Annotated in this window: 18 protein-coding genes and 1 riboswitch; of the genes, 12 read left to right on the top strand and 6 right to left on the bottom strand. The window is 70.3% G+C overall.

The window, feature by feature from the left end; translation table 11 throughout:
- Positions 1-25 precede the first annotated feature (25 nt).
- The 6 genes from BLT78_RS19100 to ligB all read left to right on the top strand — a co-directional run bounded on the left by BLT78_RS19100 (position 26) and on the right by ligB (position 8,405).
- On the top strand, positions 26-1,840 hold the full coding sequence (locus BLT78_RS19100; protein ID WP_090352418.1) for a sensor histidine kinase: 1,815 nt from the start codon (positions 26-28) through the stop codon (positions 1,838-1,840).
- Positions 1,837-3,225 (top strand): sigma-54-dependent transcriptional regulator, encoded by a 1,389-nt coding sequence (locus BLT78_RS19095; RefSeq protein WP_090351443.1) that lies wholly within the window; start codon positions 1,837-1,839, stop codon positions 3,223-3,225. The genes BLT78_RS19100 and BLT78_RS19095 overlap by 4 nt, the downstream gene beginning before the upstream one ends.
- A 327-nt stretch (positions 3,226-3,552) precedes the next feature.
- On the top strand, positions 3,553-4,548 hold the full coding sequence (gene dctP, locus BLT78_RS19090; protein WP_090351442.1) for a C4-dicarboxylate TRAP substrate-binding protein DctP: 996 nt from the start codon (positions 3,553-3,555) through the stop codon (positions 4,546-4,548).
- A gap of 102 nt (positions 4,549-4,650) precedes the next feature.
- Positions 4,651-5,283 (top strand): TRAP transporter small permease, encoded by a 633-nt coding sequence (locus BLT78_RS19085; protein ID WP_090351440.1) that lies wholly within the window; start codon positions 4,651-4,653, stop codon positions 5,281-5,283.
- Positions 5,280-6,563, top strand: coding sequence for a C4-dicarboxylate TRAP transporter large permease protein DctM (gene dctM / locus BLT78_RS19080; protein WP_090351439.1), 1,284 nt, complete (start codon positions 5,280-5,282; stop codon positions 6,561-6,563). The genes BLT78_RS19085 and dctM overlap by 4 nt, the downstream gene beginning before the upstream one ends.
- A gap of 153 nt (positions 6,564-6,716) precedes the next feature.
- Entirely contained in the window at positions 6,717-8,405 is a 1,689-nt protein-coding gene (gene ligB / locus BLT78_RS19075; RefSeq protein WP_090351437.1) for an NAD-dependent DNA ligase LigB, read from the top strand.
- A 13-nt stretch (positions 8,406-8,418) separates the two neighbouring features.
- On the opposite strand, the gene BLT78_RS19070 is transcribed toward ligB, so the two are convergent.
- Positions 8,419-8,865 carry a c-type cytochrome gene (locus BLT78_RS19070; RefSeq protein WP_090351435.1) on the bottom strand — a complete coding sequence of 149 codons (447 nt, stop codon included), beginning with the start codon at positions 8,863-8,865 and terminating at the stop codon, positions 8,419-8,421.
- 188 nt (positions 8,866-9,053) lie between these two features.
- Positions 9,054-9,183, top strand: a riboswitch (S-adenosyl-L-homocysteine riboswitch).
- A 19-nt stretch (positions 9,184-9,202) separates the two neighbouring features.
- Here BLT78_RS19070 and ahcY point away from each other — a divergent pair.
- The 3 genes from ahcY to BLT78_RS19055 all read left to right on the top strand — a co-directional run bounded on the left by ahcY (position 9,203) and on the right by BLT78_RS19055 (position 13,801).
- Positions 9,203-10,597, top strand: coding sequence for an adenosylhomocysteinase (ahcY, locus tag BLT78_RS19065; RefSeq protein ID WP_231975656.1), 1,395 nt, complete (start codon positions 9,203-9,205; stop codon positions 10,595-10,597).
- A gap of 150 nt (positions 10,598-10,747) precedes the next feature.
- Positions 10,748-11,593: a methylenetetrahydrofolate reductase [NAD(P)H] gene (gene metF, locus BLT78_RS19060; RefSeq protein WP_090351431.1), complete on the top strand. Its 846-nt coding sequence runs from the start codon at positions 10,748-10,750 to the stop codon at positions 11,591-11,593.
- Between the two features lie 282 nt (positions 11,594-11,875).
- Positions 11,876-13,801, top strand: coding sequence for a DEAD/DEAH box helicase (locus tag BLT78_RS19055; RefSeq protein ID WP_172830810.1), 1,926 nt, complete (start codon positions 11,876-11,878; stop codon positions 13,799-13,801).
- A gap of 39 nt (positions 13,802-13,840) precedes the next feature.
- Here the strand turns inward: BLT78_RS19055 and BLT78_RS19050 are convergent, their stop codons facing one another.
- Entirely contained in the window at positions 13,841-14,875 is a 1,035-nt protein-coding gene (locus tag BLT78_RS19050; protein ID WP_090351429.1) for a transporter substrate-binding domain-containing protein, read from the bottom strand.
- 116 nt (positions 14,876-14,991) lie between these two features.
- On the opposite strand from BLT78_RS19050, the gene BLT78_RS19045 reads away from it, so the two are divergent.
- On the top strand, positions 14,992-16,359 hold the full coding sequence (locus BLT78_RS19045; protein WP_090351427.1) for a GGDEF domain-containing protein: 1,368 nt from the start codon (positions 14,992-14,994) through the stop codon (positions 16,357-16,359).
- Here BLT78_RS19045 and BLT78_RS21560 read toward each other — a convergent pair.
- From BLT78_RS21560 to BLT78_RS19030, 3 genes are all read right to left on the bottom strand, one after another.
- Positions 16,337-16,966, bottom strand: coding sequence for a potassium channel family protein (locus BLT78_RS21560; protein ID WP_172830809.1), 630 nt, complete (start codon positions 16,964-16,966; stop codon positions 16,337-16,339). The two genes, BLT78_RS19045 and BLT78_RS21560, sit on opposite strands and share 23 nt — an antisense overlap.
- A 144-nt stretch (positions 16,967-17,110) precedes the next feature.
- Positions 17,111-17,686 (bottom strand): YceI family protein, encoded by a 576-nt coding sequence (locus BLT78_RS19035; protein WP_090351426.1) that lies wholly within the window; start codon positions 17,684-17,686, stop codon positions 17,111-17,113.
- A gap of 30 nt (positions 17,687-17,716) precedes the next feature.
- Positions 17,717-18,271, bottom strand: a complete 555-nt coding sequence (locus BLT78_RS19030) for a cytochrome b (protein WP_090351424.1) — start codon at positions 18,269-18,271, stop codon at positions 17,717-17,719.
- 166 nt (positions 18,272-18,437) lie between these two features.
- On the opposite strand from BLT78_RS19030, the gene BLT78_RS19025 reads away from it, so the two are divergent.
- Positions 18,438-19,844, top strand: a complete 1,407-nt coding sequence (locus BLT78_RS19025; RefSeq protein ID WP_090351423.1) for an adenosylmethionine--8-amino-7-oxononanoate transaminase — start codon at positions 18,438-18,440, stop codon at positions 19,842-19,844.
- 128 nt (positions 19,845-19,972) lie between these two features.
- Positions 19,973-20,692, top strand: a complete 720-nt coding sequence (locus BLT78_RS19020) for a 16S rRNA (uracil(1498)-N(3))-methyltransferase (RefSeq protein WP_090351421.1) — start codon at positions 19,973-19,975, stop codon at positions 20,690-20,692.
- Between the two features lie 56 nt (positions 20,693-20,748).
- On the opposite strand, the gene BLT78_RS19015 is transcribed toward BLT78_RS19020, so the two are convergent.
- Entirely contained in the window at positions 20,749-21,225 is a 477-nt protein-coding gene (locus tag BLT78_RS19015; RefSeq protein WP_090351420.1) for a chemotaxis protein CheW, read from the bottom strand.
- Positions 21,226-21,238: the final 13 nt, after the last annotated feature.

Below are 21,238 nucleotides of genomic sequence, written 5' to 3'. Positions count from 1 at the left end.
CGCCGATCCGCAAGCGACCCCCGCCATGCCCACCGCGCTCAACCTGTTCTCCCGCCCCCGCTGGCGCACCCTGGTCCTGCTCGCCGTGCTGCTCGCGCCGCTGCTGTGGCCGATCGAGCACCTGGCGACCCGCTACTACAGCGAGCGGGTCGCCGAGCAGAACGCGCAGACCCTCGAGCTGTACGTGGCCAACCTGCGCGGCACCCTGCGCCGCTACGAGGCCCTGCCGCACATCCTCGGCGACCTGCCGGCGCTGCGCGCCGCGCTGCGCGCCGCCGAGGACGCCGACACCATCAATGCCGCCAACCAGCTGCTCAAGCGCGTGCGCGATCAGAGCGGCGCCGACGTGATCTACCTGATGAACCCCGCCGGGCTGACCCTGGCGGCGTCCAACTGGAGCGAGTTCGACGCCTTCGTCGGACGCAACTTCGCCTTCCGCCCGTACTTCCGCGAGGCGCTGGCCGGTCGCCTCGGCCAGTTCTTCGGCCTCGGCACCACCTCGGGCAAGCGCGGCTACTTCTTCGCCGCGGCGGTGCGCGACGGCCACGAGGTGCTCGGCGTGCTGGTGGTCAAGGTCGACCTCGACCACACCGAGACGCTGCTCGGCAGCACCCCGGAGCAGCTGCTGGTCACCGACGCCCACGGCGTGGTGATCCTCACCTCGCGGCCGGACTGGCGCTTCCGCGCCACCCGCGAGCTGAGCGCCGGCGAGCGCGCCGACATCGCCGCCAACCTGCCCTATCCGACCCAGACGCCGCAGCCGCTGGCGCTGGTCGAGCGGGACTGGCTGCGCCAGAGCAGCACCCTCGAGGAAACCGGCTGGACGGCGAGCATCCTCGCCCCGCGCAGCCTGATCGAACGCCCGGTGCAGAGCGTGATGGCCATCGCCGGAGCGACCCTGCTCGCCGTGCTGCTGCTCGCCGCGGTGCTGCTGCAGCGCCGCCGCCACCTGCTCGAGCGCCTGGCCATCGATGCGCGCACCCGCCGCGAGCTGGAGCAGCGCGTCGCCGAGCGCACCGAGGACCTGCTGGCGCTGACCGAGCGCCTCAAGCAGGAGGTGCTCGAGCGCGAGCAGGCCCAGCAGGAGCTGGTGCGCGCCCAGGACGAGCTGGTGCAGGCCGGCAAGCTGTCGGCGCTGGGCACCATGAGCGCCAGCATCAGCCACGAACTCAACCAGCCGCTCGCGGCGATCCGCAGCTACGCCGACAACGCCGGCGTGCTGCTCGACCACGGCCGGGTCGAGGATGCGCGCGGCAACCTCAAGCTGATCAGCGAGCTGACCGCGCGCATGGCCTCGATCATCAGCCACCTCAAGGCCTTCGCCCGCCGCGACCGCAAGGCGCCGGAGACCGTGGCCCTGCAGCCGGCGCTGGACGACGCCCTGGCCCTGCTCGCCCAGCGCCGCCGCGCCCTGGAGGTGGAGCTGCTGCGCGACCTGCCGGACGCCACCCTGTGGGTGCAGGCCGGCGAGACGCGCCTGCGCCAGGTGCTCGGCAACCTGCTGGCCAACGCCTTCGACGCGATGAGCGAGAAGGCGCCGCCGCGGCGCCTGTGGCTCAGCGCGCAGCCCCTGGCCGACGGGCGCATCAGCCTGACCCTGCGCGACAACGGCCCGGGCTTTTCCGCCGAGGCGCTGGAGCGCGCCCGCGAGCCGTTCTTCACCACCAAGACCACCGCGCGCGGCCTCGGCCTCGGCCTGGCCATCTGCGACAGCCTGACCCGCGCCCTCGGCGGCGAGCTGCTGCTGGCCAACCATCCGCAGGGCGGCGCGCTGGTCACCCTCAACCTGCTGCCGGCCAGCGCCGGCCCCGGCACCCAGTCCCCGGAGGATCGCCCATGAGTTCCGCACCCGGCGTCGCCGCCACCACCGAAGTGCTGCTGGTCGACGACGACCCGCACCTGCGTCAGGCGCTGGCGCAGACCCTCGATCTGGCCGGCCTCAGGGTCGAGGCGCGCGGCGACGCGCGCGGCCTGGCGGCGGCGCTGCCGGCGGACTGGCCGGGGGTGGTGGTCAGCGACATCCGCATGCCGGGCATCGACGGCCTGCAATTGCTCGAACAGCTGCACGGCCGCGACGCCGAACTGCCGGTGATCCTCATCACCGGCCACGGCGACGTGCCGCTGGCGGTGCAGGCGATGCGCGCCGGCGCCTGGGACTTCCTCGAGAAGCCGTTCCCCAGCGACACCCTGCTCGACGGCGTGCGCCGCGGCCTGGCGATGCGCCGCCTGGTGCTGGAGAACCGCCAGCTGCGCCAGACCCTGTCCGGCCGCGACGCCCTCGAGGGCCGCCTGATCGGCCTGTCGCCGGGCCTCGTGCGCCTGCGCCAGCAGGTCGCCGCGCTGGCCGCGACCAGCGCCGACGTGCTGATCCTCGGCGAGACCGGCAGCGGCAAGGAGGTGGTGGCGCGCGCCCTGCACGATCTGTCCAGCCGTCGCGACGGCCCGTTCGTGGCGATCAACGCCGGCGCGCTGGCCGAGTCGGTGGTGGAGAGCGAGCTGTTCGGCCACGAGGCCGGCGCCTTCACCGGCGCCAGCAAGCGGCGCATCGGCAAGTTCGAGTACGCCAACGGCGGCACCCTGTTCCTCGACGAGATCGAGAGCATGAGCCTCGACGTGCAGGTCAAGCTGCTGCGCATGCTGCAGGAGCGGGTGGTCGAGCGCCTCGGCTCCAACCAGCTGATCCCGCTGGACATCCGGGTAATTGCGGCGACCAAGGAGGACCTGCGCGTGGCCGCCGACCAGGGCCGCTTCCGCGCCGACCTCTACTACCGTCTCAACGTCGCGCCGCTGCGCATCCCGCCGCTGCGCGAGCGCGGCGACGACGTGCTGCTGCTGTTCCGCCACTTCTGCGCCTCGGCGGCGCAGCGCCACGGCCTGCCGCTGCGCGAGCCGGACACCGGCGAGCGCGCCGCCCTGCTCGGCCACGCCTGGCCGGGCAACGTGCGCGAGCTGCAGAACGCCGCCGAGCGCTTCGCCCTCGGCCTGGACCTTGGCCTCGACCTCGGCGCGGCGCTGCCGGATCTGCCGGGCGAGGGCAACCTGGCGGCGCGGGTGGAGGCCTTCGAGCGCAACCTGATCGCCGCCGAGCTGGCCCACGGCCACGCCTCGCTGCGCAGTCTGGCCGAGGCGCTCGGCGTGCCGCGCAAGACCCTGCACGACAAGCTGCGCAAGCACGGTCTGAGCCTCGGCGAGGCTGGCGGAAATCCGCACGACGAGCTCGACTGAGGCGGCGGATTTCCGCCAGCCCACCGCCATTCTCCTCGCCCCGGACGCCGTCCCGGCGTCCGCCAGCAGCCCGCCGGGCGGCTACGACCAAGGTCTACATCTCCTCGCCAGGCCGCGTGACAGAGCGCTCCGCGCGCAGTTCCCGGCGCGCCCCGCGGCAGATTGCCACGCTCTGGCATAGCGGTTGCTAAGCTCAGGACATCCTGCGCCGTCCTGTCCGCCGCACCGACCGGTTCCCCCTCTCTCCGCCGGTCGCGGCGGCCGGACAGGCCGCCGCCGGGTAACGCCGATCAAGCTGCGTCATCACAACAACGAGGAAGACCCCGCATGTTCAAGCTCACTGCCAAGGCGCTCGCCTGCGCCCTTTCGCTCGCCGTCGCCGGCCTGGCCCAGGCCGCCGATCCGGTGGTCATCAAGTTCTCCCACGTGGTCGCCGAGAACACCCCCAAGGGCCAGGGCGCCATGCTGTTCAAGAAGCTGGCCGAGGAACGCCTGCCGGGCAAGGTGAAGGTCGAGGTCTACCCGAACTCCTCGCTGTTCGGTGACGGCAAGGAGATGGAGGCCCTGCTGCTCGGCGACGTGCAGATCATCGCCCCGTCGCTGGCCAAGTTCGAGCAGTACACCAAGCAGGTGCAGATCTTCGACCTGCCGTTCCTGTTCGACGACATCGCCGCGGTCGACCGCTTCCAGAACAGCCCGCAGGGCAAGGCGCTGCTGACCTCGATGGAAGGCAAGGGCATCACCGGCCTGGGCTACTGGCACAACGGCATGAAGCAGCTGTCGGCCAACAAGCCGCTGTACGAGCCCAAGGACGCCCGCGGCCTGAAGTTCCGCGTGCAGGCCTCCGCGGTGCTCGAGGAGCAGTTCAAGGCGGTGCGCGCCAACCCGCGCAAGATGAGCTTCGCCGAGGTCTACCAGGGCCTGCAGACCGGCGTGGTCAACGGCGCCGAGAACCCCTACTCGAACATCTACTCGCAGAAGATGCACGAGGTGCAGAAGTACATCACCGAGTCCAACCATGGCGTGCTGGACTACATGGTGATCACCAACACCAAGTTCTGGAACGGCCTGCCGGAAGACGTGCGCGGCGAGCTGGCGAAGATCATGGAAGAGGTGACCGTCGAGGTGAACAAGCAGGCCGACGCCCTCAACCAGGGCGACAAGCAGCGCATCCTCGACGCCAAGACCACCGAGATCATCGCCCTGAACGACGAGCAGCGCGCCAAGTGGCGCGAGGCGATGAAACCGGTGTGGAAGAAGTTCGAGGGTGAGATCGGCGCCGACCTGATCAAGGCAGCCGAGGCAGCCAACGCCGCCAACTAAGCTTCATCCAAGCGACTGGTTCGCCCGCGGGGCGGGCGCCGTCGACAGCCGCAGCGCTGCCCGACGCCCGCCCCGCACTTCTTTCCAGCGGAGAAACCTGCCATGAACGCCTTGCGCCTGGTCTGGGATCGCTTCGAGGAAGGCTTCATCGTCTTCCTGCTGACGGCCATGACCCTGGTGACGTTCGTCTACGTCATCCTCAACAACCTGTACACCCTGTTCTACAACCTCGGCGACCGCTTCGAGGGCGCCGGCGACTTCTTCTTCGCCATCGGCGACTTCATCCTCGACCTCGCCCAGGCGATGACCTGGAGCAACGCGCTGACCAAGGCGCTGTTCGCCTGGCTGATCTTCTTCGGCCTGGCCTACGGCGTGCGCACCGCCGGCCACATCGGCGTCGACGCGCTGGTCAAGCTGGCCAGCAAGCCGGTGCAGCGCATCATCGGCCTGCTCGGCTGCCTGGCCTGCCTGGGCTACGCCGGCCTGCTCAGCGTGGCCAGCTTCTCGTGGGCCCAGACCCTGTTCACCGCCGCCATCGGCGCCGAGGACCTCGGCCACTTCGGCGTGCAGCAGTGGCACATCGGCCTGATCGTGCCGTTCGGCTTCGCCATGGTGTTCATCCGCTTCGCCGAGATCTTCGTGCGCATCCTCACCAACCGCCAGACCGGCCTGGGCCTGGCCGACGAAGCCGCCGAGGCGATCAAGCTGACCGAGCACGAGGAGCACGGCAAATGACCATCCTGTTCCTGTTCCTCGCCCTGTTCGTGCTGATGTTCATGGGCGTGCCGATCGCCGTGTCGCTGGGCCTGGCCGGCTCGCTGACCATCATGATCTTCAGCGAGGACTCGGTACGCTCGCTGGCGATCAAGCTGTTCGAAACCTCCGAGCACTACACCCTGCTGGCGATTCCGTTCTTCCTGCTCGCCGGCGCCTTCATGACCACCGGCGGCGTGGCGCGCCGGCTGATCGACTTCGCCAACGCCTGCGTCGGCCACATCCGCGGCGGCCTGGCGATCGGCGCGGTGCTGGCGTGCATGCTGTTCGCCGCGCTGTCCGGCTCCAGCCCGGCCACCGTCGCCGCGGTCGGCTCGATCGCCATCGCCGGCATGGTGCGCTCCGGCTACCCGCAGGCGTTCGGCGCCGGCATCGTCTGCAACGCCGGCACCCTGGGCATCCTCATCCCGCCGTCGGTGGTGATGGTGGTGTACGCCGCCGCCACCGAGACCTCGGTCGGCAAGCTGTTCATGGCCGGCGTGGTGCCGGGCATCCTGCTCGGCGTGGTGCTGATGGCGGCGATCTACATCATCGCGGTGAAGAAGAACCTGCCGGCGCTGCCGCGCGCCTCCTTCCGCGAGTGGCTGAGCGCCGCGCGCAAGGCGATCTGGGGCCTGCTGCTGATGGTGATCATCCTCGGCGGCATCTACTCGGGCATGTTCACCCCCACCGAGGCGGCCGCGGTGGCGGCGGTGTACTCCGGCTTCGTCGCCCTGTTCGTCTACAAGGACATGACCCTGCGCGAATGTCCGAAGGTGATCCTCGAGTCGGCCAAGCTGAGCATCATGCTGATGTTCATCATCGCCAACGCCATGCTGTTCGCCCACGTGCTGACCACCGAGCAGATTCCCCAGCAGATCACCGCCTGGGTGATCGAGATGGGCCTGTCGCCGTGGATGTTCCTGCTGGTGGTGAACATCGTGCTGCTGGTGGCCGGCGCCTTCATGGAGCCGTCGGCGATCATCCTGATCCTCGCCCCGATCCTGTTCCCCATCGCCGTGCAGCTGGGCATCGACCCGATCCACCTCGGCATCATCATGGTGGTGAACATGGAGATCGGCCTGATCACCCCGCCGGTGGGCCTCAACCTGTTCGTCACCTCGGCGGTCACCGGCATGCCGGTGGCTGCGGTGATCCGCGCCGCCATGCCCTGGCTGATGATGCTGCTCGGCTTCCTGGTGATCATCACCTACATTCCGGCGATCTCCCTGGCCCTGCCGAACTGGCTGGGCATGAGCTGACCGTCACCCTTTGCGCTTGAAAGGCGTTCGACCCGGCTCTGCCGGGTCTTTTTTTTGCCCGACGAAAGGTGCGCGGTTCCGCGACCCGGCGCACAGCCACCCCGCTCGGCCGCCGCTAAGCTGCCGTCTCCCTCGAGCAAGGACGCTCACCTCATGCCCCGCCGCCCATCCGCATGGCCCGGCGCCGCCCTGGCGCTGGCCCTGCTGCTGCCCGCCCTCGCCCACGCCGAATGCCCGGACTGGCCACAGTCCCGCGCCGCCGATGAACTGCACAGCCTCGCCGAACGCATCGCCGGCTGGGACAGCGCCTATCACCGCGACGGCCGCAGCCCCATCGACGACAGCCTCTACGACCAGGCACGCGCGCGCCTCGCGCAGTGGAACCGCTGCTTCCCGGCACTGGCCCGCACGCCCCATGCCCTGGCCGCCGCAGCCGGCCCGCTGGCCCATCCGGTGGCGCACACCGGGCTGGCCAAGCTCGACGATGCCGCCGCGGTGGAAGCCTGGATCGCCGGCCAGGATGACCTGTGGGTGCAGCCCAAGGTCGACGGCGTGGCGGTCAGCCTGATCTACGAGGACGGCCGCCTGGCACGGGTGATCAGCCGTGGCGACGGCCGCCACGGCCAGGACTGGAGCGCCAGCGCGCGGCGGATTCCCGCCATCCCCGCCGAACTGCCCGGCGCGCCGGCGCGGCTGCTGCTGCAGGGCGAGCTGTACTGGCGGCTGGACGACCATGTGCAGGCCGAGCACGGCGGCGCCGGCGCGCGCGCCCGGGTCGCCGGCCTGCTCGCCCGCGCAGCGCTGAGCGAGGCTGACGGCCGGGGCATCGGCCTGTTCGTCTGGGACTGGCCGCAAGGCCCCGAGGCGATGGCCGAGCGCCTGGCCGGCCTGCGCCGGCTGGGCTTCGACAGCCCGGACTACACCCTGGCGGTGAGCCATGCCGACGACATCGCCGCCTGGCGCGAGCGCTGGTACCGCCAGCCGTTGCCGTTCGCCAGCGACGGCATCGTCATCCGCCACGGCCGCCGCCCGCCGGCGTCGCGCTGGCGCGCCGAGCCGCCGCACTGGGCGGTGGCCTGGAAGTACCCCGCCGAACAGGCGCTGGCCGAGGTACGCCGGGTGGAGTTCCGCATCGGCCGCAGCGGCCGCATCACCCCGCTGCTGCACCTCGAGCCGCTGCTGCTGGAGGACCGGCGCATCGCCCGGGTCAGCGTCGGCTCGCTCGGGCGCTGGCGCGAGCTGGACATCCGCCCCGGCGATCAGGTGGCGGTGCGCCTCGCCGGGCTGACCGTCCCGCGCCTTGAGGGGGTGGTCTGGCAGGGCAGCGAACGCGCGCCGCTGGCGGTGCCCGATCCGGCGCGGCATCACGCCCTGAGCTGCTGGCGCGCCGGCGAGCCGGGCTGCGCCGCCCAGCTCCACGCCCGCCTGGTGTGGCTGGGCGGGCGACAGGGCCTGGCGCTGGACGGGGTCGGCCCGGCCACCTGGCGCTCGCTGCAGGAGGCCGGGCTGGTCAACGGTCTGCTCGACTGGCTGGACCTGGAGCAGGACCGCCTGACCGCCCTGCCGGGCTTCGGCGCGCAGCGCGCGGGCCGCCTGTGGCGCAGCCTGCAGGCGGCCCGCCAGCGGCCGTTCCACGCCTGGCTGCGCGCCCTCGGCCTGCCGGCGGCCGGCGATACGCGCCTGGCGGCGGACTGGACGACCCTGGCCGCCCGCGGCGCGGCCGACTGGCAGGCCGCCGGCGCCGGCGCGCGCCAGGCCCGGCAGCTGCAGGCGTTCTTCGCCCATCCCGAGGTGGGCGCGCTGCGCCGCCGGTTGCAGGCGGCCGGGGTGGCGGGGTTCTGAGCGGCAGGCGCCGTCAGTAGATGCGGAACTCCTCATGGCAGGCCTTGCAGGCCTTTTCCACGCGGTCGACCGGCGCGGCCAGCGCCTTGGCCTCGAGCGGCCGGGTGGCGGTGGCGGCGACCAGCGCCGCGGTGTTGGCCTCGAGGTCGCGGGCCAGCTGCTGGAAGCGCTCCTGGCGCTGCCACACCTCGTTGCGGGCGCGGCTGTCCTCCTCGCGCACCTGCGGGAAGTGCTGCCAGGGCTGGCGCGACAGCTGGTCGAGCTTGAGCGCACCGGCGGCGAAGCGCTGCTCGTCGAAGGTGATGCGCCCGCGAATCATGCCGCCGAGGTCCTCGCTGGTCTTCAGCATGTCCTTGAACAGCGTCTGGCGCTTGCCCAGCGGGGAGTTGGGATCGACACGGTCGCAGGCGGTCAGGGTCAGGCCGCACAGGGCCAGCAACAGCAGGGTTCGGGCAATCATGGCAACTCGCGGGGTGGGGTCGAAAACGCGCGACAGTATCCGCGCATCGCCGGCCTCGGCCAAGTCCGTGCGGCGTAACCGGGCGTGTCGCGCTGTCGCAGCCCGCCCGCCGGCACGGAAAGCTTGGGCCTGCGCGCGCGCGCCGCTATAATCGCCGCTCCTTGCGGCCGCGCGCCGCAACCCGCCACCCGTCCGAGGGGCGCTGCAGCAGGCTCTGCGCCGATCCGTGCATCGGCCGCCTGTCAGGCTCGGACGGCTGTCGCTCCGGCTGTCCGCTTCCTGCGGCGCCGCTTCTGACTTCAACGGCGCCCATTCGCATACACGAATGGAGATACGCATGAGCGCTGCTTTTGCCGACTACAAGGTTGCCGACATTACCCTGGCCGACTGGGGCCGTCGCGAGATCATCATCGCCGAATCCGAGATGCCGGCGCTGATGGGCCTGCGCCGCAAGTACGCCGCGGAGAAGCCGCTGGCCGGCGCGAAGATCCTCGGCTGCATCCACATGACCATCCAGACCGCGGTGCTGATCGAGACCCTGGTCGCCCTCGGCGCCGAGGTGCGCTGGTCGTCCTGCAACATCTTCTCCACCCAGGACCAGGCCGCCGCCGCCATCGCCGCCGCCGGCATCCCGGTGTTCGCCTGGAAGGGCGAGACCGAGGAGGAGTACGAGTGGTGCATCGAGCAGACCATCCTCAAGGACGGTCAGCCGTGGGACGCCAACATGGTGCTGGACGACGGCGGTGACCTGACCCAGATCCTCCACGAGCGCTACCCGGCGATGCTGGAGCGGATCCACGGCATCACCGAGGAAACCACCACCGGCGTGCACCGCCTGCTCGACATGCTCAAGGCCGGCACCCTCAAGGTCCCGGCGATCAACGTCAACGACTCGGTGACCAAGAGCAAGAACGACAACAAGTACGGCTGCCGCCACAGCCTCAACGACGCCATCAAGCGCGGCACCGACCACCTGCTGTCCGGCAAGCAGGCGCTGGTGATCGGCTACGGCGACGTGGGCAAGGGCTCGGCGCAGTCGCTGCGCCAGGAAGGCATGATCGTCAAGGTGTCCGAGATAGACCCGATCTGCGCCATGCAGGCGTGCATGGACGGCTTCGAGGTGGTCTCCCCCTACCTGAACGGCGAGAACGACGGCACTGAGGCCAGCATCGACCAGGCGTTGCTCGGCAAGATCGACCTGATCGTCACCACCACCGGCAACGTCAACGTCTGCGACGCCAACATGCTCAAGGCGCTGAAGAAGCGTGCCGTGGTGTGCAACATCGGCCACTTCGACAACGAGATCGACACCGCCTTCATGCGCGCCAACTGGGCCTGGGAAGAGGTCAAGCCGCAGGTGCACAAGATCCACCGCACCGGCAAGGACGGCTTCGATCCGCTCAACGACGACTACCTGATCCTGCTGGCCGAAGGCCGCCTGGTGAACCTGGGCAACGCCACCGGCCACCCGAGCCGGATCATGGACGGCTCCTTCGCCAACCAGGTGCTGGCGCAGATCCACCTGTACGGCGCGCGCTTCGCCGACCTGCCGGCCGCCGACAAGGCCGCGCGCCTGACCGTCGAGGTGCTGCCGAAGAAGCTCGACGAGGAAGTCGCCCTGGAGATGGTCAAGGGCTTCGGTGGCGTGGTCACCCGCCTGACCGGCAAGCAGGCCGAGTACATCGGCGTCGACGCCTCCGGCCCGTTCAAGCCGGACAGCTATCGTTACTGATACGCCTGTGCCGGGAGGGAAACCCGTGCCGCGGTTTCCCTCCCCCGGCTACGCCACACGGACACATCGTAGGGTGCGCCACGCGCACCATCCGCAGCGATGATTACCCCGGTGCGCACGGCGCACCCTACGTCTGAACGGATCGACTCCATGTCCCAGGAACGCCGCTACAGCTTCGAGTTCTTCCCCTGCAAGACCGAAGCCGGGCATGAAAAACTGCTGAACGTGGCCCGCCAGCTGGCCGGCTACAATCCCGACTTCTTCTCCTGCACCTATGGCGCCGGCGGCTCGACCCGCGACCGCACGCTGAACACCGTGCTGCAGCTCGACGGCGAGGTGAAGGTGCCGACCGCCCCGCACCTGTCCTGCGTCGGCGACACCAAGGCCGAGCTTCGCCAGCTGCTCACCACCTACAAGGATGCCGGCATCCAGCGCATCGTCGCCCTGCGCGGAGACCTGCCCTCGGGCATGGGCCTGGCCAACGGCGAACTGCGCCACGCCAACGAGCTGGTCGAGTTCATCCGTGCGGAAACCGGCGAGCACTTCCACATCGAGGTTGCCGCCTATCCGGAAGTCCACCCGCAGGCACGCAGTTTCGAGGATGATCTGCACAATTTCGTGCGCAAGGCCCAGGCCGGCGCCGACAGCGCGATCACCCAGTACTTCTTCAACGCCGACTGCTACTTCTACTTCGTGGAACGCGTGCGCAAACTGGGTGTCGAAATCCCGGTCGTTCCGGGTATCATGCCGATCACCAACTACAGCAAGCTGGCGCGCTTCTCCGACGCCTGCGGCGCCGAACTGCCGCGCTGGGTGCGCAAGCAGCTGGAAGCCTACGGCGACGATCTGGAGAGCATCCAGGCGTTCGGCGAGCAGGTGGTGACCGAGATGTGCGAGAAACTCCTCGCCGGCGGCGCCCCCGGCCTGCACTTCTACACCCTGAACCAGGCTGAACCGAGCCTGGCGATCTGGAACAACCTCAAGCTGCCCCGCTGAGAAGCGGTCCGCGCTCGGTCACGACGCCGGCGCGATGCAGTCCTGAGGTCGAGCCATCCGGCTCAGTGAGCCTGCCCGCGCGCCGCGCGGCCGGCTTCTCGCAATGCTACGGACCTTCCGTCCAGACCGCCGCCCAGCGCAGGGCGACGGCCGTCGGGCGGGGGCGCGGGCCGAGCCCGCGCCCTGTTCGCAGCCGATGATGATGCGCGTGGGATCTACCGGCCGGTGGCCGGTAGATCCCCCCCGAGTCGGCGGGTTGCCGACATGAAACAGGAACCCCGCATGTCCTTTACTTCCCTCGGTCTCTCCGAGGCTCTGGCCAACGCCGTCGAAGCCGCCGGCTACACCCAGCCCACCCCGGTGCAGCAACGCGCCATCCCCGCCGTGCTGCAGGGCCGCGACCTGATGGTCGCCGCGCAGACCGGTACCGGCAAGACCGGCGGCTTCGCCCTGCCGGTGCTCGAACTGCTGTTCCCGGGCGGCCACCCCGACCGCGAACACCGCCACGCCGCCAAGCAGCCGCGCGTGCTGGTACTGACCCCGACCCGCGAGCTGGCCGCCCAGGTGCACGACAGCTTCAAGCTGTACGCCCGCGACCTGCCGCTGAAGAGCGCGTGCATCTTCGGCGGCGTCGGCATGAACCCGCAGGTCCAGGCGGTGGCCAAGGGCCTCGACGTGCTGGTCGCCTGCCCCGGCCGCCTGCTCGACCTGGCCAACCAGAAGGCCATCGACCTCGGCCACGTGGAGATCCTCGTCCTCGACGAGGCCGACCGCATGCTCGACATGGGCTTCATCCACGACGTCAAGAAGGTGCTCGCCAAGCTGCCGGCCAAGCGCCAGAACCTGCTGTTCTCGGCGACCTTCTCGACCGACATCGTCGATCTGGCCAACAAGCTGCTGCACAACCCCGAGCGCATCGAGGTGACCCCGCCGAACACCACGGTGGAACGCATCGAGCAGCGCGTGTTCCGCATCGCCGCTACCCAGAAGCGCGCCCTGCTCGCCCATCTGGTGACCCTCGGCGCCTGGGAGCAGGTGCTGGTGTTCACCCGCACCAAGCACGGCGCCAACCGTCTGGCCGAATACCTGTGCAAGCAGGGCCTGCCGGCGGCGGCGATCCACGGCAACAAGAGCCAGAACGCGCGGACCAAGGCGCTGGCCGACTTCAAGGCCAACGCCATCCGCATCCTGGTCGCCACCGACATCGCCGCCCGCGGCCTGGACATCGACCAGCTGCCGCACGTGGTCAACTACGAGCTGCCCAACGTCGAGGAGGACTACGTCCACCGCATCGGCCGGACCGGTCGCGCCGGGCGCAGCGGCGAGGCGATCTCGCTGGTATCCCCCGACGAGGACAAGCTGCTCAAGGCCATCGAGCGGCTGACCAAGCAGCGCATTCCCGACGGCGACATGCAGGGCTTCGATCCCAGCCAGGTGGTGGAAGCCGCGCCGGCCGACAGCGACGAGCGCCCGCCGCGCCAGGGCCGTGGCCACGGCCGCAAGGACCTGCCGCAGCAGGAGCGCAAGGAGCGTGCCCCGCGCACCGCCAAGGGCGAGAAGAGCGAGAAGGGCGACAAAGCCGCCAAGCCGGCCAAGGGCGAGCAGGCTGGCAAGACGCAGGCCAAGCCGGCCCGCGGCGAGCGTCAGGGCCGCGGCGACAACGCCGCGCCGGCCAGCCAGGGTGGCGACAAGGGCCGCAACCGCCGTGGCGGTCAGAGCCAGGCGCAGGGCCAGGGCCAGCAGCGTCGCGGCAAGCCGCCGGTGATCCAGCTGGCCCCCGGCGAACTGCCGCTGCCGGCGCGCCCGGACCGTGATCCGGAGGCATTCCTCGACGACGACTACGACAACTTCGGCAACAGCGTCGACTACGTCAGCCCCTACCAGGGCAAGAAGCAGGGTCGCGGCGGCCGCCCCGGCCAGGGCGGCAGCAACCGCAATCAGGGCGGCTACCAGGGCAGCCGTAGTGGCAGTGGTGGCGGTGCCAACCGCGCCAGCCGCGACATCGGTCAGCGCGCCCGCGACAGCCTGCTGCGCGAAGCGCCGCTCCGCGAACCGGCGGCCGTGCGCAGCCCGCGCGACACCCAGCCGCTGATCGTGCGCAAGCCCTCGCGCAACGACCGCCTGCCCACCGCCGAGCAACTCGAGCAACTGGAGCAGGACAACCGTCCGCGCAGCGAGAAGCCGGCGCTGCTGACCCGCAACAAGTAAGCCCGCGCCCCGCCTGCGGGGCGCCGCTTGCCCGCTGGCTCAGCGCAGCGGCGGCGGGAAGAACAGCCCGCCGTCGCGCCACAGCCGGTTGAAGCCTCGCGGCAGAGCCAGCGGGCTGGCGCTGCCTAGGTTGCGCTCGTAGATCTGCCCGTAGTTGCCCACCTGCACCAGCACCTCGCGAGCCCAGCCATCGTCCAGGCCCAACGCCTTGCCCAGTCCGGGCTGGCGCCCCGCCAGCGCCTGGAGTTCCTGGCCCGCCCGGGCATCGACCCCGCCGAGATTGTCGCCACCCAGCCCGTGCAGCTCGCCGAGCAGGGTGACGTTGATCACCCAGCGCACCAGGTTGAACCAGCGCTCGTCGCCGGCCGCCACGTAGGGGCCCAGCGGCTCGCGCGACAGGGTTTCGTCAAGCAGACGCCAGCGCGCGGGATCGGCGATGCGGCTGGCCCGCGAGGCGGCCAGCTCCGAGCGGTCGCCACTGACCAGCTCGCAGTCGCGGCGGATGAAGCGGTTGAGGCGCTCCTCGGTCTGCGCGGCCGGCAGCGGCCGCAGCGCCAGATCGCGGCTGCGCGACAGGTCGTCGAGGTTGGCCGCCGTGGTGGTGCCGGCCTGCACGCAGACCGTGCGTCCGCGGGCATCCTCCATACGGCGCACCGGGCTGTCGGCCCAGACCATCAGCGCCTGGCCGTCGAAAAAGGTCGGCGTGACGAAGCGCACCCCCAGGTCGAGGTCGCGGCCGTAGGTCCAGGTGGCCATGCCGAAGGCGATGTCCACTTCGCCGCGCGCCAGCGCCTTGAACTTGTTGGCCGTGTTGACCCGTTCGATCTCCACCGCCGCGCCGCTGCCGAGCACCGCCGCGGCCACCGCGCGACAGAAATCGACATCGAAGCCGGCGGGACGCCCGCTGCCATCGATGCCGCCGAAGCCGGGCGTGCCGTCCACCGCGCAGCGCAGCGCGCCGCGCGCCTGCACCCGCTCCAGGGTATCCGCCGCCACGCCGCCCGCGATCAGCCACAGGCCGCCTAGCAGCGCCGCCCCCAGCCGCTTGCCGTTCCGTCTCCATCCTGCCTGCATGGTCTGGCCCTCTCCTTGCCCGGCCTCAGCGCGGCCGTGTCCGTGCGTATGCTAGCATTTCGCTATAAACGTCCTGAATTACGCCTGGCCGGCCGCCGGGCGTCGGAGATCCCCGCATGACCGAGCCAGCCCCGCGTCTTCGCGGCAGCGTGCGTGCCCGTCTGCGCCGTTTTTCCTGGCTGATGCTCGGCGTGGTGCTGCTGGCCATCGCCAGCCTGCTGGTCAGCCAGATGTGGCTGGAGCGCAGCAGCCTGCGCCTGCAGCAGCACCTGCTGCCGCACTGGCAGACCGCCCAGCGGCTGAACACCGACGCCCGCGCGCTCAGCGCCCAGGCCGCGCGCCTGCCGCTGGCGCTCGGCGAGGGCGAGCTGGATACCCTGCTCATGCAGGTGGAAAGCCGCCTGTCCTTGCTCGACGAGGACCTTGCCCGGCTGCTCGCGCATACCGGCGAGACCCGCGACATCGCCAGCCTGCGCCGGGCCATGGCGCAGCTGCGTGCCACCATCGAGCGCGCCAGCGCGGTCACCCGCCAGCGCATCGCCGAGGAAACCACGGCACGCGACGGCGGCGGCGACTCCGCCGTCGCCCTGCGCCGGATGGAGCGGGATCTGGCGCGTCTGCTCGACGAGCAGTCAGTGGTGCTGACCAGCTACGCCAGCGTACTGGCCAACGATACCGAGCAGCTGCTGCAGGCCCAGCGCGACGAGTTCGCCCTCAAGCACTGGCTGCAGACCCTGCTGATCCTGCTCGCCGGCCTGACCATCGGCACCCTGCTGCTGGCCCAGTCGAAACTGCTCGAACGCCAGTTGCTGCAGCGCATCGAGACCCTGCGCCACAGCATGCTGAGCGGCACGGTCGATGCCCAGCTGCTGCGCGGCGACGGCCGCGGCGACGAACTGGACGCCATGCAGGCCGAGCTGGCCAGGCTGCTCGGCCGCCTGACCGAGCAGAACCTGGCGCTGGAGCAACTGGCCACCACCGACCCGCTGACCGGCCTGGCCAACCGCCGGCGCCTGTTCGAGCAACTGGACCACGAGGCGGCGCGCCACAGGCGCAGCCTGCAGCCGCTGTCGCTGCTGCTGATCGACATCGATCACTTCAAGCGGGTCAACGACAACTGGGGGCACAACGCCGGCGACCACGTGCTGCAGGGGCTGGCGCGGCTCCTGGTCAGCGGCCTGCGCCAGGTCGACCTGACCGCCCGCTACGGTGGGGAGGAGTTTCTCGTGGTGCTGCCGGACACCGGCACCGAAGGCGCCCTGGCCGCGGCCGAGCTGGTACGCCGGCGGGTGGCGGCCAGCCAGCTGCCGCTGAGCGATGACGAGACGCTGCAGCTCACCGTCAGCATCGGGGTCGCCACCCTGCAGGATGACGAGAGCATCCCCAACCTGATCGACCGTGCCGATCGCGCCCTCTACCAGGCCAAGCACCAGGGCCGCAATCAGGTGTGCGGCGACACCCTCACAGCTCCTCGTCCTGCATGAGCGCGAGGCTGCGCGCCACCGCCAGGGCGATGAACATCACCCCGACCACCGCCTCGGCGGCGGCCAGCAGGCGCGCCACCGGCGCCAGCGCGTGGATGTCGCCGTAGCCGACGGTGGTGAGCGTGGCCAGGCTGTAGTAGACGAAGCCATCCAGGCCGAGGCTGGCGGCGGGGCCGCCGAAGGCGCCGGGCTGCAGGCCGTTGACCACCTGGAAGGCACAGGCGAAGGCCAGGGCGATCAGCAGGTACAGGGCGCACAGCCCGTACAGCAGCTCGCGGGTCACCGGCCGCTCGCGGGTCACGCGCTGGAACAGCGCGGCGCCGAGCAGCAGGTAGAAGGCGATCAGGCCGAGGCCGTCGCTCAGCGCGCGCGGCAGGTGGTCCAGGTGGTCGAGCACCAGCAGGGTCAGGTTGCACAGGCCGAGCAGCAGCGCCAGGCGCTGGAACGCGCGCTTGTGGCGCAGGGTGTTGATCGCCGCCAGCACCAGCAGCAGCAGGCTGCCCCACTCGAGGACGACCGGCGGCTGCGGCCAGCCGAGCACCAGGGTCAGCAGGATGGTGGCCAGCAGCAGCAGACGGAAGCGATAGCGCAGCAGCCGCTCATTCACGGTCAGGACCCCTGGGATGGAAAAGCGCGGAGTCTGCAGAAGGTACGGGCGCGCGTCCAGAGCTGCGCACACCGGCGGCAGGCGCGGATCACGGCCCGGAAACGAACGCGCCGCCCGAAGGCGGCGCGCTGGACGGCGGGAGCGTTACTGGCGCACACCCTCGACGGAGATGATCAGCTCGACTTCCTGGGAAGCCGGGCCGAGGTCCTTCTGGATGTCGAAGTCCTTGAGCTTGAGCTTGGTGCTGCCCTCGAAGCCGGCGCGGTAGCCGCCCCACGGGTCCTGGCCTTCGCCGATGAACCTGGCGGCGATCACCACCGGCTTGGTCACCCCGTTGAGGGTCAGGTTGCCGGTGATATCGGCACTGCCGTCGCCGGTGGACTTGACGCCGGTCGACTCGAAGGTGGCGGTCGGGTGCTTGGCGACGTTGAGGAAGTCGGCGCTGCGCAGGTGCTTGTCGCGCTCGGCGTGGTTGGAGTCGACGCTGGCGGTCTGCAGCTCGACCTTGACCTTGCTCTCCTCCGGCTTGGCGGCGTCGAAGCTGAAGCTGCCGTCGAAGTCCTTGAAGGTGCCGTACAGCCAGCTGTAGCCGAGGTGGCTGATCTTGAAGTTGACGAAGGCGTGCTGGCCTTCCTTGTCGATCTTGTAGTCGGCGGCCATGGCCTGGGCGCCGAACAGCAGGGAGCCGAGGCTCAGGGCGAGCAGGGATTTCTTCAGCATGGGAAACTCCGTTGCAGGTGTGCGGAAAGCTCAGTCGCGCGCCTGGCCGAACATGCGGACCAGGGTGGCGTCACGATCGATGAAGTGGTGCTTGAGCGCGGCCAGGGCGTGCAGCACGGCCAGGCCGAGCAGGCCCCAGGCCAGCCAGCGGTGCACGAGGCCGGCGAGGTCTTCCTGGCCGGGCAGGCCGCTGAGGGTCGCCGGCACGGCGAACCAGCCGAATACCTCGATGGCGCGGCCGTCGGCGGTGGAGATCAGGTAGCCGGACAGCATCACGGCGAACAGGCCCAGATACAGCAGGCCGTGCGCCAGCGCCGAAGCGCGGCGGGTCGTGGCGCCGTGGCTGGCCGGTGCGGCCGGCGGCGGGCTCGCCAGGCGCCAGCCCAGGCGCAGCAGCATGGCGAGGAACAGCAGGATGCCGATGCCCTTGTGCAGTTCGGGCGCGCGGCGGTACCAGCTGCTGTAGTAGTCGAGGCCGACCATCCACAGGCCGAGGCCGAACAGGCCGAACACGGCGAGAGCGACGCTCCAGTGCAGGAGGATGCTGACCAGCCCGTAGCGGCGGGCGGAATTGCGCCATTGCATGAGAAGGATTCCCGTTAAAACCTGCGGCAAGACTACCAACAAACCCATCGGCTTAAAGCGGAATTTCTGGTTCAAAACAATTCAAATGATCGATATGTGGCCCGATTGTCACTCGCCGCACGGCCGGGGCTACACTGTGCGCCCGCCCAATCGAGGAATGCCGCCGATGAGCCGCAATCAACAGTGGATGGAGCGCGACCTGGCCGTGCTCTGGCACCCCTGCACGCAGATGAAGGACCACGAGCAGCTGCCGCTGATCCCGATCCGGTCCGGCTCCGGCGTGTGGCTGGAGGACTTCGACGGCAAGCGCTACCTGGACGCGGTGAGCTCCTGGTGGGTCAACGTGTTCGGCCACGCCAATCCGCGCATCAACGCGCGCATCCGCGCGCAGCTGGACAGCCTGGAGCACGTGATGCTCGCCGGCTTCAGCCACCAGCCGGTCATCGAGCTGTCCGAGCGCCTGGTGGCGCTCACCCCGCCCGGGCTCGAGCGGGTGTTCTACGCCGACAACGGCTCCTCGGGCATCGAGGTGGCGCTGAAGATGAGCTTCCACTACTGGCGCAACGCCGGCCGCGACGGCAAGCAGCGCTTCGTCACCCTGACCAACAGCTACCACGGCGAGACGGTGGCGGCCATGTCGGTGGGCGACGTGGCGCTGTTCACCGACACCTACAAGCCGCTGCTGCTGGACACCTTCAAGGTGCCTAGCCCCGACTGCTACCTGCGCCCCGAGGGCGTGAGCTGGGAGGAGCACTCGCGGAACATGTTCGCCCACATGGAGCAGACCCTCGCCGAGCATCACGCCGAGATCGCCGCGGTGATCGTCGAGCCGCTGATCCAGGGTGCCGGCGGCATGCGCATGTATCACCCGATCTATCTGCAGCTGCTGCGCGAGGCCTGCGACCGCTACCAGGTGCACCTGATCCACGACGAGATCGCCGTCGGTTTCGGCCGCACCGGCACGATGTTCGCCTGCGAGCAGGCCGGCATCACCCCGGACTTCCTGGTGCTGTCCAAGGCGCTGACCGGCGGCTACCTGCCGATGGCCGCGGTGCTGACCACCGACGACGTCTACCAGGCGTTCTACGCCGACTACGCCACCCTGCGCGCCTTCCTGCATTCGCACACCTACACCGGCAATCCGCTGGCCTGCGCCGCTGCCCTGGCGACCCTGGACATCTTCGCCGAAGACGACGTGATCGAGAGCAACAAGCTGCTCAGCGCGCGCATGGCGCGCGCCACCGAGCATCTCAAGGACCACCCGCACGTCGCCGAGGTGCGCCAGACCGGCATGGCCCTGGCCGTCGAGATGGTCGCCGACAAGGCGAGCAAGACGCCGTATCCCTGGCAGGAGCGCCGTGGCCTGCGCGTCTACCAGCACGCCCTGTCGCGCGGCGCGCTGCTGCGCCCGCTGGGCAGCGTGGTGTACTTCCTGCCGCCCTACGTGATCACCCCCGAGCAGATCGACTTCCTCGCCGAGGTGGCCAGCGAGGGCATCGACCTGGCCACCCGCACGGCGGTCAGCGTCAGCGTGCCCAGCGGCGGTCCGGCGACCTTCCACGATCCGGGCTGATCCCCACGCAAGCGCAGCAGGCGGCGGCGGACTGGCGGCCGCCGTTCTGCCGCTGCTGCATCCCGTCGGCTGCAGCCGGCGATGCCGGCCGGTACACTCTGCACTTTTCCAGCCGATCGCCGATTGCCATGCGCCTGTCCCGTTTCTTCATCGACGCCCCCCTGTCCCTTGGCCGCCACCAACTGCCGGAAGCCCAGGCCCACTACATCGGCCGCGTGCTGCGCCTCGCCACCGGCGACGCCGTGCAGCTATTCGATGGCAGCGGTCAGGAATATCTCGGTGAACTGGTCGAGGTGGGCAAGAAGAGCGTGCAGGTCGAGCTGCGCGAGCAGCACGCCGGCCTCGCCGAGTCGCCGCTGCACCTCCACCTCGGCCAGGGCCTGTCGCGCGGCGAGCGCATGGACTGGGCGATCCAGAAGGCCACCGAACTGGGCGCGGCGGAGATCACCCCGATCGTCAGCGAACGCTGCGAGGTGCGCCTGAAGGACGAACGCGCCGACAAGCGCCTGGCGCACTGGCGGCAGATCGCCATCAGCGCCTGCGAGCAGTGCGGCCGCTCGGTGGTGCCGGTGATCCACCCGCCGATGCCCCTCGCCGAGTGGCTGGCCCAGACCGCAGCCGAGCTGAAGCTGGTGCTGCATCCGGTGGCCGAGCCGCTGGCCAGCCACGCCCGGCCGGCCTCGCTGGCCTTCCTGATCGGCCCCGAAGGCGGCCTGACCGACGATGAAGTGGCGGCCGCGCAGCGCGCCGGCTACCGGGCCGCGCGCCTCGGGCCGCGCGTGCTGCGCACCGAGACCGCGCCGGTGGTGGCGCTCAGCGTGGCGCAGCAGCTGTGGGGCGACTTCTGAAGGAAACGCTCGCCTGACCGGCCGCCGGCGCGCACTGGCGGGCCGGTCGGCAGGGATCAGATCCGGCCGATATCCGCCAGACGCTGCTCCACCGCGATCAGGTCGGGAATGCGCACCACCATGCCCTCGACGATCGCCGACTCCAGCTCCAGCGCCGCCAGCGGCGCGCCGGCGGGAGCGAGGCTGGCATCGAGCTTGTGCGGCCGCGGAATGCCCTGCACCAGCAGAGCGAAGAACCTCAGGTGCGGACGGCCGCCGATGGCGTTGATCACCGCGATACGCGCGCCAGCGGCCGGCTCGGCCGCCACCACACCGCTGGACAGGGTCTCGAACGACAGCAGCGGCAAACGCAGTTCGCGCCAGCCGATGTCACCCAGGTACCACTCCGGCGCCCCCGGGCACGGCTCGACCGGACACAGGTTGATCAGCTCGGCCAGAGCCACGCTGGGCAGCAGCAGGGCGCGGTCGCTCAGGGGCAGCAGCAGGCTGCTGATGGCTTTCGCCGTGCTGCCGGCGACAGGGGCTTGGCTCATTGGAGAACTCCCG

It is taken from the genome of Pseudomonas oryzae (assembly GCF_900104805.1).
Lineage (GTDB): Bacteria > Pseudomonadota > Gammaproteobacteria > Pseudomonadales > Pseudomonadaceae > Geopseudomonas > Geopseudomonas oryzae.
This window is presented reverse-complemented; position numbering and strand designations above follow the sequence as displayed.

What these genes read in the sequence shown, in the direction of transcription:
- BLT78_RS19100 (WP_090352418.1), top strand. Translation starts at nt 26, where the DNA reads ATGCCCACCGCGCTCAACCTGTTCTCCCGCCCCCGCTGGCGCACCCTG.
- BLT78_RS19095 (WP_090351443.1), top strand. Translation starts at nt 1,837, where the DNA reads ATGAGTTCCGCACCCGGCGTCGCCGCCACCACCGAAGTGCTGCTGGTC.
- dctP (WP_090351442.1), top strand. Translation starts at nt 3,553, where the DNA reads ATGTTCAAGCTCACTGCCAAGGCGCTCGCCTGCGCCCTTTCGCTCGCC.
- BLT78_RS19085 (WP_090351440.1), top strand. Translation starts at nt 4,651, where the DNA reads ATGAACGCCTTGCGCCTGGTCTGGGATCGCTTCGAGGAAGGCTTCATC.
- dctM (WP_090351439.1), top strand. Translation starts at nt 5,280, where the DNA reads ATGACCATCCTGTTCCTGTTCCTCGCCCTGTTCGTGCTGATGTTCATG.
- ligB (WP_090351437.1), top strand. Translation starts at nt 6,717, where the DNA reads ATGCCCCGCCGCCCATCCGCATGGCCCGGCGCCGCCCTGGCGCTGGCC.
- BLT78_RS19070 (WP_090351435.1), bottom strand. Translation starts at nt 8,865, where the DNA reads ATGATTGCCCGAACCCTGCTGTTGCTGGCCCTGTGCGGCCTGACCCTG.
- ahcY (WP_231975656.1), top strand. Translation starts at nt 9,203, where the DNA reads ATGAGCGCTGCTTTTGCCGACTACAAGGTTGCCGACATTACCCTGGCC.
- metF (WP_090351431.1), top strand. Translation starts at nt 10,748, where the DNA reads ATGTCCCAGGAACGCCGCTACAGCTTCGAGTTCTTCCCCTGCAAGACC.
- BLT78_RS19055 (WP_172830810.1), top strand. Translation starts at nt 11,876, where the DNA reads ATGTCCTTTACTTCCCTCGGTCTCTCCGAGGCTCTGGCCAACGCCGTC.
- BLT78_RS19050 (WP_090351429.1), bottom strand. Translation starts at nt 14,875, where the DNA reads ATGCAGGCAGGATGGAGACGGAACGGCAAGCGGCTGGGGGCGGCGCTG.
- BLT78_RS19045 (WP_090351427.1), top strand. Translation starts at nt 14,992, where the DNA reads ATGACCGAGCCAGCCCCGCGTCTTCGCGGCAGCGTGCGTGCCCGTCTG.
- BLT78_RS19035 (WP_090351426.1), bottom strand. Translation starts at nt 17,686, where the DNA reads ATGCTGAAGAAATCCCTGCTCGCCCTGAGCCTCGGCTCCCTGCTGTTC.
- BLT78_RS19030 (WP_090351424.1), bottom strand. Translation starts at nt 18,271, where the DNA reads ATGCAATGGCGCAATTCCGCCCGCCGCTACGGGCTGGTCAGCATCCTC.
- BLT78_RS19025 (WP_090351423.1), top strand. Translation starts at nt 18,438, where the DNA reads ATGAGCCGCAATCAACAGTGGATGGAGCGCGACCTGGCCGTGCTCTGG.
- BLT78_RS19020 (WP_090351421.1), top strand. Translation starts at nt 19,973, where the DNA reads ATGCGCCTGTCCCGTTTCTTCATCGACGCCCCCCTGTCCCTTGGCCGC.
- BLT78_RS19015 (WP_090351420.1), bottom strand. Translation starts at nt 21,225, where the DNA reads ATGAGCCAAGCCCCTGTCGCCGGCAGCACGGCGAAAGCCATCAGCAGC.